Annotated in this window: 13 protein-coding genes; 8 read left to right on the top strand and 5 right to left on the bottom strand. The window is 75.0% G+C overall.

The features are described 5' to 3' along the window. Positions 1-61 precede the first annotated feature (61 nt). The 6 genes from ACFU0Y_RS12935 to ACFU0Y_RS12960 all read left to right on the top strand — a co-directional run bounded on the left by ACFU0Y_RS12935 (position 62) and on the right by ACFU0Y_RS12960 (position 6,445). Complete coding sequence (locus ACFU0Y_RS12935) at positions 62-1,048, top strand: ABC transporter permease (RefSeq protein ID WP_380214939.1); 987 nt, start codon at positions 62-64, stop codon at positions 1,046-1,048. Next, positions 1,041-2,108, top strand: a complete 1,068-nt coding sequence (locus ACFU0Y_RS12940; protein WP_380214940.1) for an iron chelate uptake ABC transporter family permease subunit — start codon at positions 1,041-1,043, stop codon at positions 2,106-2,108. Before ACFU0Y_RS12935 ends, ACFU0Y_RS12940 begins: the two co-directional genes overlap by 8 nt. After that, positions 2,105-2,860: an ABC transporter ATP-binding protein gene (locus ACFU0Y_RS12945; protein ID WP_380214941.1), complete on the top strand. Its 756-nt coding sequence runs from the start codon at positions 2,105-2,107 to the stop codon at positions 2,858-2,860. The genes ACFU0Y_RS12940 and ACFU0Y_RS12945 overlap by 4 nt, the downstream gene beginning before the upstream one ends. Positions 2,861-2,901: 41 nt before the next feature. Then, positions 2,902-4,173: an SAM-dependent methyltransferase gene (locus ACFU0Y_RS12950; RefSeq protein ID WP_380214942.1), complete on the top strand. Its 1,272-nt coding sequence runs from the start codon at positions 2,902-2,904 to the stop codon at positions 4,171-4,173. A 69-nt stretch (positions 4,174-4,242) separates the two neighbouring features. Continuing rightward, entirely contained in the window at positions 4,243-5,388 is a 1,146-nt protein-coding gene (locus ACFU0Y_RS12955; protein WP_380214943.1) for a glutamate--cysteine ligase, read from the top strand. Between the two features lie 61 nt (positions 5,389-5,449). Further along, the gene (locus ACFU0Y_RS12960; RefSeq protein ID WP_380214944.1) at positions 5,450-6,445 is read left to right on the top strand and encodes a 2-hydroxyacid dehydrogenase; all 996 of its coding nucleotides are present in this window, start codon (positions 5,450-5,452) and stop codon (positions 6,443-6,445) included. Between the two features lie 20 nt (positions 6,446-6,465). Here the strand turns inward: ACFU0Y_RS12960 and tsaD are convergent, their stop codons facing one another. Genes tsaD through alr form a run of 5 tightly spaced genes read right to left on the bottom strand, consistent with a single transcriptional unit; the run spans position 6,466 to position 10,662 of the window. Then, positions 6,466-7,563 carry a tRNA (adenosine(37)-N6)-threonylcarbamoyltransferase complex transferase subunit TsaD gene (gene tsaD / locus ACFU0Y_RS12965; protein WP_380214945.1) on the bottom strand — a complete coding sequence of 366 codons (1,098 nt, stop codon included), beginning with the start codon at positions 7,561-7,563 and terminating at the stop codon, positions 6,466-6,468. Beyond that, positions 7,560-8,039, bottom strand: a complete 480-nt coding sequence (rimI, locus tag ACFU0Y_RS12970; RefSeq protein ID WP_380214951.1) for a ribosomal protein S18-alanine N-acetyltransferase — start codon at positions 8,037-8,039, stop codon at positions 7,560-7,562. The genes tsaD and rimI overlap by 4 nt, the downstream gene beginning before the upstream one ends. Positions 8,040-8,065: 26 nt before the next feature. Continuing rightward, positions 8,066-8,743 (bottom strand): tRNA (adenosine(37)-N6)-threonylcarbamoyltransferase complex dimerization subunit type 1 TsaB, encoded by a 678-nt coding sequence (gene tsaB, locus ACFU0Y_RS12975; protein ID WP_380214946.1) that lies wholly within the window; start codon positions 8,741-8,743, stop codon positions 8,066-8,068. 39 nt (positions 8,744-8,782) lie between these two features. Then, positions 8,783-9,355 carry a tRNA (adenosine(37)-N6)-threonylcarbamoyltransferase complex ATPase subunit type 1 TsaE gene (gene tsaE / locus ACFU0Y_RS12980; protein ID WP_380214947.1) on the bottom strand — a complete coding sequence of 191 codons (573 nt, stop codon included), beginning with the start codon at positions 9,353-9,355 and terminating at the stop codon, positions 8,783-8,785. After that, positions 9,352-10,662 (bottom strand): alanine racemase, encoded by a 1,311-nt coding sequence (gene alr / locus ACFU0Y_RS12985; RefSeq protein ID WP_380214948.1) that lies wholly within the window; start codon positions 10,660-10,662, stop codon positions 9,352-9,354. Before alr ends, tsaE begins: the two co-directional genes overlap by 4 nt. An 88-nt stretch (positions 10,663-10,750) precedes the next feature. On the opposite strand from alr, the gene ACFU0Y_RS12990 reads away from it, so the two are divergent. Together ACFU0Y_RS12990 and ACFU0Y_RS12995 are read left to right on the top strand one after the other, a co-directional pair. Further along, positions 10,751-12,043, top strand: a complete 1,293-nt coding sequence (locus ACFU0Y_RS12990; RefSeq protein ID WP_380214949.1) for a glycosyltransferase — start codon at positions 10,751-10,753, stop codon at positions 12,041-12,043. After that, positions 12,040-12,828: a phosphatase gene (locus ACFU0Y_RS12995; protein ID WP_380214950.1), complete on the top strand. Its 789-nt coding sequence runs from the start codon at positions 12,040-12,042 to the stop codon at positions 12,826-12,828. Before ACFU0Y_RS12990 ends, ACFU0Y_RS12995 begins: the two co-directional genes overlap by 4 nt. Positions 12,829-12,874: the final 46 nt, after the last annotated feature.

The raw sequence follows: 12,874 nt of genomic DNA on the forward strand, positions 1-12,874 counted from the left end.
GGTGGGGCCCGCCCCACCACCGCCGCCCGCAGGGCACGAGGCCGGAGGAAGGACTGACCCCATGACGACCACCGCGTCGAGACCCCCCGCGGCGAGCAAGGGCCCGCTGTTCGACTGGAAGCTGCTGCTCGGTGCCCTCGGCGTCCTCGCGCTGCTGGCCGCGTCCCTCCTCACGGGGGTCTACGACGTCTTCGGCGCCGACGACGGCAACGAGATGTTCGCGATCACGCGGATCCCCCGCACCGTCGCCCTGGTGCTCGCCGGCGCCGCGATGTCCATGTCCGGACTGGTGATGCAGCTGCTCACGCAGAACCGCTTCGTGGAGCCCACCACGACGGGCACCACCGAGTGGGCGGGGCTCGGGCTGCTGATCGTCATGCTCCTCGTGCCCACCGCCACGATCCTCACCCGGATGCTCGGCGCCGTGACCGCGGCCTTCATCGGGACCATGGTCTTCTTCCTCTTCCTGCGCCGCGTCTCCCTGCGCTCCTCCCTCATCGTGCCCATCGTCGGCATCATGCTGGGCGCGGTGGTCGGGTCCGTCTCGACGTTCCTGGCGCTGCAGACGGACATGCTGCAGAACCTCGGCGTCTGGTTCGCCGGCAGCTTCACCTCCGTGCTGCGCGGTCAGTACGAGGTGCTGTGGATCGTGCTCCTGGTCGGGATCGCGGTGTTCCTCGTGGCGGACCGGCTCACCGTCGCCGGGCTCGGCGAGGACGTCGCCACCAACGTCGGGCTCGACTACCACCGCACCGTCCTGCTCGGGACCGGGCTGATCGCGGTGGCCACCGGCGTCGTCACCGTCGTCGTCGGCAACCTGCCGTTCCTGGGCCTCATCGTGCCGAACATCGTCTCGATGGTCCGCGGCGACGACCTGCGCAGCAACCTGCCCTGGGTGTGCCTGCTCGGCATCGCGATCGTGACGCTGTGCGACCTCATCGGAAGGATGATCATCATGCCGTTCGAGATCCCCGTGTCCGTGATCCTCGGGATCGTCGGCGCCGTCGTGTTCGTCTGCCTGCTCCTGAGGCAGCGTCGACGTGTCTGAGGCCGTGCTCGCCACCCCCACTCCCGCGCCGGCCACGGCACCGGCGGCCCCCGCCGCGCGGAGCCGCGCCGGGGCGTTCCCCACCGCACGGGCCCGGCGGCGGTACTGGACGGTCGTCGCCGTGCTGGCCCTCGCCTCCGCGGGCTTCGCCTTCGGCCTGCTGGCCTGGGACAACCCGATGCCGGTCGGCTCGGACGGCTTCTGGCGGATCGCGGACCGCCGCGTGACGAGCGTGGTCATCATGGCGGTCGTGGCCTTCTGCCAGGCGATCGCGACCGTGGGCTTCCAGACGGCCACGAACAACCGGATCATCACCCCCTCGATCATGGGCTTCGAGTCCCTCTACGTGGCGATCCAGACCTCCACGGTCTACTTCCTGGGCGCCGCGGGGATCCTCGTCCTGCAGGGCGTGCCGCAGTTCCTGCTGCAGGTCGCCCTCATGGTCGCGCTCTCCCTCGCGCTCTACGGCTGGCTGCTCTCCGGCCGGTACGGGAACCTGCAGGTGATGCTGCTCGTGGGCATCATCATCGGCGGCGGCCTCGGTTCCGTCTCGACCTTCATGCAGCGCCTGCTGTCCCCGAGCGAGTTCGACGTGCTCTCCGCCCGGCTGTTCGGCTCCGTGACCAACGCCCAGGCCGACTACCTGCCGGTGGCCGTCCCCCTGTGCCTGCTGGCCGGCGGCGCCCTGTGGCTGAGGTCCGCGCGGCTGAACGTGCTCGCCCTCGGCCGGGACGTGAGCCTGAACCTCGGCCTGCGGCACCGTGCCGAGATCATGGGGACCTTGTTCCTCGTCTCCGTGCTGATGGCGGTCTCCACCGCCCTGGTGGGACCCATGACGTTCCTCGGCTTCCTGGTGGCGACCCTCGCCTACCAGTTCGCCGACACCTACGACCACCGCCGCCTCTTCCCCGTGGCGGTCCTCACCGGGTTCCTCGTCCTCACGGGCGCCTACTTCGTCCTGAACCACGTCTTCTACGCCCAGGGCGTCGTCTCGATCATCATCGAGCTCGTCGGCGGCTCCGTCTTCCTCTACGTCATCCTCCGAAAGGGCCGGCTGTGATCACCCTGACCAACGTGCGCAAGGACTACGGCGGTGAGGTGACGATCGGGCCCGTCGACCTCGAGATCCCGTCGGCCGGGATGACCGCCCTGGTCGGGCCCAACGGGGCGGGCAAGTCCACGCTGCTGACGATGATCGGACGTCTGCTCGGCCTCGACGACGGCAGCATCGACATCGCGGGCTACGACGTGGCCCGGACCCGGTCCAAGGACCTCGCCCGGATCGTCTCCGTGCTGCGCCAGGAGAACCACTACGTCACGCGGCTCACCGTGCGGCAGCTGGTGGGCTTCGGCCGCTTCCCGCACAGCCGCGGCCGGCTCACCGCCGTCGACGACGAGATCATCGGCACGTACATCGACTTCCTCGGCCTGGCGCCGCTGGAGCACCGCTATCTCGACCAGCTGTCCGGCGGCCAGCGCCAGCGCGCGTACGTGGCCATGGTCCTCGCCCAGGAGACCGACCACGTGCTGCTGGACGAGCCCCTCAACAACCTGGACATGCGGCACGCCGTGTCGATGATGCAGCACCTGCGGCGGGCCTGCGACGAGATGGGCCGCACCATCGTCATCGTGCTCCACGACGTCAACTTCGCCAGCCACTACGCGGACCGGATCTGCGCCGTCAAGGACGGGCGCGTCGCCGAGTTCGGCGAGCCGCACGAGATCATGGACGACGCCGTCCTCACCCGGGTCTTCGAGACCCCGGTGACGGTCATCGACGGACCCCGGGGCCGTCTCGCCGCCTTCTACTGACCGGCGCCCGTCCGGACGGGCGGGCCGGATAGGGTGGACCGATGCAGAACGAGGCGACGGACATCGCACCCCTGCTCACCCCCGAGGGACGTCGCCTGCTGGAGGCCGTGGGCCCCTACGACGCCGACGACGTCCTGGGGGCGGCGACCCGCCTGCGCGCCGCGGGGCACGATCCCCGGCTCGTCTCCGCCGTGCTCACCCAGACGAGACTCCGCGCCCGGGCGCGGGAGAAGTTCGGCGACTTCGCCGACCGCATGCTCTTCACCCGGGCCGGCCTCGAGCAGGCCACCCGGCTGCGGGTGGCCGCCCTGCACGCCCGGCGCTTCGCCGACGCGGGCCTGGAGCACGTGGCCGACCTCGGCTGCGGCATCGGCGCGGACGCGCTCGCGCTGGCCTCCCTGGACCGCAGGGTCACCGCCGTGGAGCTCGACGAGACCACGGCCGCGGTGGCCACCCTCAACCTCCTCCCCTTCCCCGAGGCCACGGTGCTGCACGCCGACGCCGGGACGCTGGACCTCGGCGCCCTGCCCGGCGGACCGCCGGACGGGGTGTGGCTGGATCCGGCCCGGCGCACCACGTCGTCGTCGGGCACCCGGCGGATCTTCGACCCCGAGGCCTTCTCCCCGCCCCTGTCCTTCGTCGAGGCGCTCGCCGGGCGCGGCCTGCCCGTCGGGGTGAAGCTGGGCCCGGGCATCCCGCACGAGGCGGTCCCCGCCGGGTGCGAGGCGCAGTGGGTCTCCGACCGTGGCGACGTGGTCGAGGCCGTGCTGTGGTTCAACGCCGTGGCCCGCCCCGGCGTGCGGCGCGCGGCGCTGGTGCTCTCGGGCCACGGGTCCGCGGAGCTCACCAGCCCCGAGGACCACGACCCCGCCCACGCCGACGCGGTGGTCGGGCCGGTGGGCTCGTACCTCTACGAACCGGACGGCGCGGTGATCCGCGCGGGCCTCGTCACGGATCTCGCCCGGCAGCTGGGGGCGCGGCTGATCCATCCCCGGATCGCCTACCTCACCTCCGACGAGCTCGTGCGCACGCCGCTGGCCCGCGCCTACCGGGTGCGGGAGGTGCTGCCCCAGACCGTCAAGGTGCTCAAGCGGTGGGTCCGGGAGCACGAGGTCGGAACGCTGGAGATCAAGAAGCGCGGCACGGACGTCACCCCGGAGGAGCTGCGCCGCCGGCTCGCGCCGAAGGGCCCCGGCCGGGCCACGCTCGTGGTCACCCGGACGGCCCCCGGCCCCGGGCCCGGGGAGCCGGGGCCGGGCGGTGCGGGCCCCGCCGAGCAGCGCGTCGTGATCGTCGTGGAAACCGTAGACTGATGGCTCCTCGGGCCTCCCGGCCCGTTCCCGACCGGGCGCCCGCCCCCCAGAGCACGGAGGACCTGCCGCGTGGAGATCTCGTTCGCCCGCTCCCACCAGTCGACGCTGGGCGTCGAGTGGGAGATCGCCCTCGTGGACGGCACCACCGGGGATCTCGTGCCCCGCGGCCGGGAGACCTACGAGGCGGTCCTGGACGCCCACCCGGACTGGGGCACGGACGGCGACCACCCGCACCTGACCGGTGAGTTCCTGCTCAACACCATCGAGCTGGTCACCGGGGTGTGCCGGGACGTCGCCCACTCCACGGAGCAGCTGGCCACGATGATGGCGGAGATCCGCAAGGTCACCGACCCGCAGGGCCTCGAGGTCTTCGCCGCCGGCACCCACCCCTTCGCGCGCTGGCAGGACCAGCAGGTCACGGACAAGCAGCGCTACCACAAGCTCGTGGACCGCGCCCAGTACTGGGGCCGCCAGATGGTCATCTACGGGGTGCACGTGCACGTGGGCCTGGACTCGCGGGCGAAGGCCCTGCCGGTGCTCGACGGGCTGCTGACCTACTACCCGCACCTGCTGGCCCTGTCCGCGAACTCGCCCTTCTGGGCGGGCGAGGACACCGGCTACGCGTCCCAGCGCTCCATGATCTTCCAGCAGCTGTCCACGGCGGGACTGCCGTACCACTTCCCGTCCTGGGACGCGTACGAGCAGTGCATCACGGACATGATCGCCACCGGCATCATCGAGGAGATGAGCGAGGCGCGCTGGGACGTGCGCCCCGTCCCCCGGCTGGGCACCGACGAGGTGCGCTTCTGCGACGGGCTCTCGACCCTGTGGGAGGTCGGGGCGCTCACGGCGCTGACCCAGTGCCTCGCGGAGTCCCTCTCCCAGGACGTGGAGGCGGGCCGCCCTCCCGCCCGCCTGAAGCCGTGGCACATCCAGGAGAACAAGTGGCGCGCCGCCCGCTACGGGCTGGACGCGGAGGTCATCACCGACCCCCGCAACATCGAGCGGGACCTGCGCTCCGACCTGACCGCGCTGCTCGACCGGCTGGAGCCCGTGGCCGCGCGGCTGGGCTGCTCGCGCGAGCTCGCCGATGTGGAGCGGATCCTCGACCAGGGCGCCGGCTACCAGCGCCAGCGCGCGGTCGCGCGGGCCCACGACGGGGACCTGCACGCGGTCGCCCTCGACATCGTCCGCCGCACCCGCGAGAACGACTGACATCCGGCGGGCCGGCACGCCCCGCTGGACGCGGGGCACCCTGCGTCCCTAGGTTGCAGGCATGACACACGCGACCGGAACCGACCCGCAGCCCTCCGCCCAGCACGCCCCGCAGGAGCACGGGGTGCTGCAGCTCGGCCCCCTGCACCCCCTGCTGGAGGTGGCGCTGAGCTCCGAGTTCTCCGCCCTGCGCCTGCCCTCGGACCCCGCCGAGCAGGACCGCTTCCTGGCGCGCCACGCCGACCGTGTCCGGGTGGCGGTCGGCTCCGGGCGCACCGGAGTGGGCACGGAGCTGATGCGGCGGCTGCCCCGGCTCGAGGCCGTCGTCCACTTCGGCGTGGGCTACGACGGCACGGACGCCGCCGGGGCCGCCGCGCGCGGCATCGTGATGAGCAACACCCCCGACGTCCTCACCGACGCCGTGGCGGACACCGCGCTGGCCCTCTACCTGGACGTCCTGCGCCGCTTCTCGGCGGCCGACCGCTACGTGCGCGCCGGGCGCTGGGAGAGCGAGGGGGACGTCCCGCTCAGCCGGCACGCCTCGGGCCGGCGCGTGGGGATCCTCGGTCTCGGGCGGATCGGCCGGGCGGTCGCCGTCCGCCTGGAGGCGCTCGGCTGCGTGATCCACTACCACAACCGGCGCCCGGCCCCCGGCACGGACTACGCCTACCACGGTTCCCCCGCCGAGCTCGCGGCCGCCGTGGACGTGCTCGTGGTCGCGGTGCCCGGCGGCCCGGACTCCGCCGGGACGGTCGACGCCGGGGTGCTGGACGCCCTCGGCCCGGACGGCTTCCTCGTCAACGTCGCCCGCGGCTCCGTCGTCGACGAGCCGGCCCTCGTGGCGGCCCTGCAGGAGGGCCGGCTCGGCGGGGCCGGTCTGGACGTCTTCGCCGACGAGCCGCGGGTGCCGGCCGCCCTGCGGGAGCTCGACACCGTGGTGCTCCTGCCGCACGTGGGCAGCGCGACCGTGGAGACCCGGCGGGAGATGGCCGAGCTCGCCCTGCGCAATCTCCGCAGCTGGCTGGCCGATGGCACACTGGTCACCCCCGTGCCGTGAGCCGCGCCGCGCCGTCCGGTTCAGACGGACACGGTGGTGACCGGCAGGGAGGAGTCGGCGGCGAAGTCCAGCCCGGAGGGCGCGCGGCCCTCCGCCACCACCCGGGCGGCGAGCGCGGCGACCATCGCCCCGTTGTCCGTGCACAGCGGCAGCCGGGGGACGACGAGCTCGATCCCGTGCGCGGCGCAGCGCTCCGCGGTGAGCTCGCGCAGCCGGGAGTTCGCGGCCACTCCCCCGCCGAGCAGCAGCGTCCCGAGCCCCTGCTCCGTGCACGCGAGCACGGCCTTGCGGGTGATCACGTCGGCCACGGACTCCTGGAAGGCCGCCGCGACGTCGGCGACCGGCACCGGCTCGCCCCGCGCCTCGTAGCCCTCGACGACCCGGGCCACGGCGGTCTTGAGCCCGGAGAAGGAGAAGTCGTAGCGGTGCGGACCGGGCCGCTCGGCGGAGCCCATGTACTTGCCGGCGCTCAGCCCGCGGGGCAGGCGGAAGGCGGTCGGGTCCCCGTCCCGGGCGGCGGCGTCGATGGCCGGGCCGCCGGGATAGGCGAGGCCCAGGACGCGGGCCACCTTGTCGTAGGCCTCCCCGGCCGCGTCGTCGATCGTGGCCCCGAGCAGCCGGACGTCCCGGCTGAGGTCCTCGACGGCCAGGATCTCGGTGTGCCCGCCGGAGACCAGCAGCGCCCCGAGGTCGCGGGGCAGCCCGTCGTCGAAGGCGCCCTGGAAGCCCTCGACCCCGGAGTCCTCCAGCAGGCCCACGCTGACGTGCGCCACGAGGTGGTTGACGGCGTAGAGGGGCTTGCCCGTGGCCACGGCGAGCGCCTTCGCGGCGGCCGTGCCCACCATGAGCGCCCCGGCCAGCCCGGGCCCGGAGGTCACCGCGAGGGCGTCGAGGTCCGCCAGGCGCACGCCCGCCCGGTCGAGGGCCTCGCGCAGGGCCGGCACGATCGCGTCGAGGTGGGCGCGGGAGGCGATCTCGGGGATCACCCCGCCGAAGCGCACGTGCTCGTCCATGGACGAGGAGACCACGTTGGCGAGCAGGGTGCGTCCGCGCACGATGCCCACGCCGGTCTCGTCGCACGAGGACTCGATGCCCAGCACGAGCGGTCCGTCGGTCATGGGGTCTCCTCCGTCGGGGCGGCCGGGGTCCCGTGGGCGGCCGGGGTCTCGGGGGCGGTGAGGTCGAGGCGCATGATCAGCGCGTCGGCGCCGTCCCGGTAGTAGCGCGGGCGGGTGTGGATCTGCTCGTAGCCGAAGCGGCGGTAGAGCTGCTGGGCGCGCGGGTTGTCGGCGCGGACCTCCAGCAGCACCTCGGTGGCGCCGAGCTCCCTGGCCTGCGCGTGCAGGGTGCCCAGCAGGGCGGAGCCGATCCCGCGGCCCTCGTGCTCGGGGACCACGGCGATGGTCTGCACGTCGCCCACGGGGCGGAGGCACATGAGCCCGGCGTAGCCGACGATCGCGCCGTCCTGCTCCGCCACCCAGTACCAGCACACGGGCTGGGCCAGCTCGGCGGTGAACATCTCCAGCGGCCAGGCGTCGATGGGGAAGAGCCGCCGTTCCAGCGCGTGCACCGCCGGGACGTCCGCGGGGACCATCCGGCGCAGCGTCCAGGACCCGGAGCTCACGCGCTCGCCCGCTTCCGGGGGCCGGGGACCTTGGCGTCGGACTCGCGCAGGTACAGGGGGGCCGTGTCCGGGGACAGCGGCTCCCCGCGGGCGGCGCGGCGCGCGGCGGCGAGGCCCAGGGACGACGCCGTGGGCTGCGCCGCGGCGAACTCCGGCACGGGACGGGTCAGCCGGTCCGCGTAGATCCCCGCCCCGCGGCCGTAGGCGGGCAGGGGCGGGAGCTGCTCGGCGGCGGCCACACCGGGTCCCCCGGCCGGCCGCGGGCCGTCCTCGGTCGCGGCGAAGCGGGCCCAGTAGACCTCCTTGCGCCGGGCGTCGGTGAGCACGAGGAACTCCTCGTGACCGGCCGCCCGGGCGTGCCCGGCCGCGTCCTCGGCGAGGGCCTCGAGGCTCATGAGCCCGTGCAGCGGGACGTCCCACGCGAAGGCGAGCGCGCGGGCCGTGGCGATCCCCGCGCGCAGACCGGTGAACGGGCCGGGGCCGGTGCCGACGAGCACGCCGTCGAGGTCCGCGCCGGTGACGCCGTGGCCGGTCAGCAGGTCGCGGACCGCGGGGGCCAGGACCTCGGCGTGGGAGCGGGTGTCCGGGCTCGCGAAGGAGCCGAGGACCTCGCCCGTCCCGGTCACGAGGGCGGCGGAGGCGACGGCGGAGGAGTCCAGGCACAGGAGGAGCACCCGACCAGTGTAGTGCCCGCCCCGGCGGCGCCGCCCGGCTCAGCCGATCGTCGGCGGCCCGTCCGCCCAGCGCGGCCCGAACCCCGTGAGGGTGATGCGGCGGGGCTCGTCGTCCCCGTCCTCGTCCGGGTCCTCGATCGGGTCCCCCGGCGTCGCGTCGGGTCCGGGGCTCGTCCCGGCGCCGAGCGGGGCGGCGCCCACGGCGCGCTCCAGCACGATCTCGAGACGGGACTCGGCCAGGTGCTCGACCTTCCCGGCCCCCCACTCGACCACGGTGACGGCCGTGTCCACCGTGTCCTCCAGGTCGATGTCGTCGACCTCGGCCGCGGAGCCCAGCCGGTAGGCGTCGACGTGCACGAGGTCCGGGCCGCCGGGCCGGGGTCCGTCCGGGACGTTGGGGTGGCGGCGCACCAGCACGAACGTGGGCGAGATGATCCCCGGGCGCACGCCCAGGCCCCGGCCCAGGCCCTGGGTGAAGGTGGTCTTGCCCGCGCCGAGCTCCCCGGTGAGGACCAGCAGGTCCCCGGCCCGCAGCTGCCGCCCCAGCCGCTCGGCCAGCTCCTGGGTCCGTCCGGGCCCGTCCACCGTGAGGGTCCGCGTCCACTCGCTCATGCCCGCTCCTCCGTCGTCCGCTCCCCGGCCGCCTGTTCCTCGGCCGTCCGGTGCTCGGCGGCCCGCGTCCCGGCCGCGCCCGTCCGGTCCTCCGCGGCGTGCAGGTGCACGCGGGGCACGCGGCGCGAGACGCGGGTGACGATCTCGTAGTTGATGGTGCCGGCGGCGTCCGCCCAGGCGCTCGCCGAGGGGTTCTCCCCCGCCCCGAACAGCACGGCCTCCGCCCCGAGCAGCCCCAGCTCCGGGGCGGACCGTCCCGGCGCCCCGAGGTCCACCACGATCTGGTCCATCGCGACCCGGCCCACCTCCGGGTAGGTGCGGCCCTGGATCCGGACCGGCCCGCCGGTCCCGGAGCGCGGGACGCCGTCCGCGTAGCCGAGCGGGACGAGCGCCAGGGTGGTGGGGCGGTCGGTGACGTGGGTCAGTCCGTAGGAGACGCCCTGCCCCGCCGGGACCTCCTTGACCGCGCTGACCGTGCTCCGCAGCGTCATGGCCGGCACCAGGCCGAGGTCCTCGGGGGTGCGGTCCGCGAACGGGGACAGCCCGTAGAGGGACACCCCGACCCGGACCATGTCCAGGAGCATGTTCTCCGGTCGCTCCAGCCCGGCGGCGGCGAAGAGCCCGGGCGAGTTCGCCGCGTGCCGCAGGGCGGGCCGCAGGCCCGCGGCCCGCGCCGTCGCCACGGCCGCGCGGAAGCGCTCGAGCTGCTCCCGGGTCTCGGGGCGGGAGGGCTCGTCGGCGACCGCCAGGTGGGTGAAGACGCCGACGACCCGCACGATGCCCTCGGCCTCGGCCCGCGCGGCCGCCCGCACCAGCTCGGGCCACAGGGCCTCCGGCGCGCCGTTGCGGCCCAGTCCGGTGTCGATCTTCAGGTGGATCCGGGCGGTCGTGCCCAGCTCCCGCGCGGCCTCGGCGATCGGAGCCAGCTCCCAGCCGCTCACGCCCAGCTCGACGTCCGCGGCGAGCGCCGCGCGGAAGTCCGTGTCCACGGTGTGCAGCCACGCGAGCAGGGGCGCGCCGATCCCGGCCGCGCGCAGCTCCAGGGCCTCGGTCGCGTGGGCGACGCCCAGGGCGTCCGCGCCGGCCTCGAGCACCGCGCGGGCCACGGGCACCGCCCCGTGGCCGTAGGCGTCGGCCTTGACCACGGCCATCAGCCGTGCCGGGGCGGCCAGCGCCCGGATCCGGCGCACGTTGGCGCGGATCGCGGCGAGGTCGACCTCGGCGCTGCGCTCGAACCGGGGCGGGGATGGGAAGGGGGTGCCGGACGAGGGGGGCGGGGCGGTTTCGGCTCGGTTCACGGGTCCCATTGTCGCACCGGGCCCGGTGCGGACGGGCCCGGAGCGGGCGCGGACGCCCTGATCCCGGTCTCCCGGCGACGGCGGCTAGAGTTGAGCCGTGTCCGCCGCGCCCCGCCACGTCCTGCTGATCAGCCTGCACACCTGCCCCCTCGAGCAACCGGGGTCGGGGGACGCGGGCGGCATGAACGTCTACGTGCGTCACCTCGCCGAGGCCCTGGTGGCCGCCGGCCACACGGTGGACATGGCCACCCTCGACCGGGGCCCCGGCGCCCCGGCGGCCGCCGGGGTGCGCAGCGCCCGCATCCGCGAGGGGTTGCGACTCCTCACGGTCTCGCTGCCGGGCGCCGCCGGGGTCGGCAAGGAGGAGCTGCCCGGGTTCACCGCGGCCTTCGCGGAGGTGCTCCGCGCGGAGGCCGACCGCCCCGACCTCGTGCACGCCCACTACTGGCTCTCCGGCGCCGCGGGCCGGGAGCTCGCCGACGCCTGGGGGGTCCCCCTCGTGCTGACCCTGCACACCACGGCGCTCGGGAAGAACCTGCGCGCCCGCACCGGGGAGGGCGTCGAACCGGCCTCTCGCGCCGAGGCCGAGGCCGGGCTGATCGCTCGGGCCGAGGCCACGGTGGTCAACACCCGGACCGAGGCGCTGCAGATGATCGAGCTCTACGACGCCGACCCCGCCCGCCTGACCGTGATCACCCCCGGCGTCGACCTCTCGGCGTTCTCCCCGGACGCCGCCCCCGGCGAGCCCCGCCGCACCGGCGGACCGCCCCCCGGCTCCCCCGGCCGTCCGCTGCGGGTCCTCTTCGCCGGGCGCCTGCAGGCGCTCAAGGGCCCGCACGTGCTCGTCGACGCGCTCGCCCGGCTCCGGGCGACCGATCCCGGCCTGACGGTGGAGCTGGACGTCGTGGGGGTCGGCACCCACGGCTTCACGACCACGCTGCGGGAGCGCGTGCGGGAGCTCGGCCTGGAGGACGTCGTGCGCTTCGGACCCGCCCTGCCCGCACCGCAGCTCGCCGCCCGGATGCGGCGGGCCGACGTCGTGGCCGTGCCGTCCTCCTCGGAGACGTTCGGCCTCGTGGCCCTGGAGGCCCAGGCCTGCGGCACCCCCGTGCTCGCCACGGACGTCGACGGGCTGCGCACCGCGGTGCTCGACGGGCTCACCGGCCGGCTCGTGCCCGACCGCGACCCCGGTTCGTGGGCGCGGGCCCTGCTCGCGCTCGCGGGCGACCCGGCCGCGCTGGAGCGCATGGGCCGCACGGCCGCCCGGCGCGCCGAGGGCCACTCCTGGGAGCGCACGGCCCGGGCCACGGCGGAGGTCTACGCCCGGGTGCGGGCCCGGGCGGGGGTACGCGGCGGTAGCGGGCGGCGCCTGAATACACTCGAACGGTGACGACTCCCCCTCTCTCCTCCGCAGCCCTCGCCCGCCACCTCGACCGGCACCGGATCACCGGTGCGGTCGCGACCCCCCGCGAGGCGAACCTGCGCAACATCCAGGGCTTCCTCGACGGCGACCAGCACCAGCACATGGGCGTGGTCCGCACCCGGGAGTGGACCTTCGACGACGTGTTCGCGCTGATGCGGGACCGCGTCGGCATCTCCGCCGACCACGGTCACCTCGAGGGCCAGGACACGATCTCCGCCGAGCGGGCCGTCGCCGGGCTGGAGCGCTACGCGCGGGTGCTGGGCGAGGTGGTCGCCGCCGGCGGCCGGGTGCTCTTCGCGACCGGCCACCCGGCCGGCCTGTTCCCGGTCTACGCGCAGCTCGCCCGGGTGGCCCGCCGCGCCGGCGCGCACGTGGTGCAGGTCCCGGACGGCTTCCCGTTCGAGGACGGCGACGTGCGGCAGATCGAGAGCGTGGTGATGGTCGAGCAGTACGGCGGGCTGCGGCACACCCACTTCCCCGGGCCGATGTCCCTGACCCTGGAGAAGCTGCGCCGGGACGGGCAGAACCCGCCCGACCTCGTGGTCGCCGACCACGGTTTCGCCGGGGCCGCCGGGTCGCGGGGGCTGCGGACCATCGCGGTCGCGGACTGCAACGACCCGGGCGTGTTCGTGGCGGAGGCGCAGGGCCAGGTCGAGGTCGCCGTGCCGCTCGACGACAACCTCCCGCCGCGGGTCTACGAGCCGGTCACGGCGTTCGTGCTCCACCGCGCCGGGCTGGCGGACCACGTCTGAGGACCCCGCACGGACCGGGACCCCCGCACCGGTGCCGGTGCGGGGG

Origin of the sequence: Kocuria sp. NPDC057446 (assembly GCF_042802875.1) — a bacterium.
GTDB lineage: Bacteria > Actinomycetota > Actinomycetes > Actinomycetales > Micrococcaceae > Kocuria.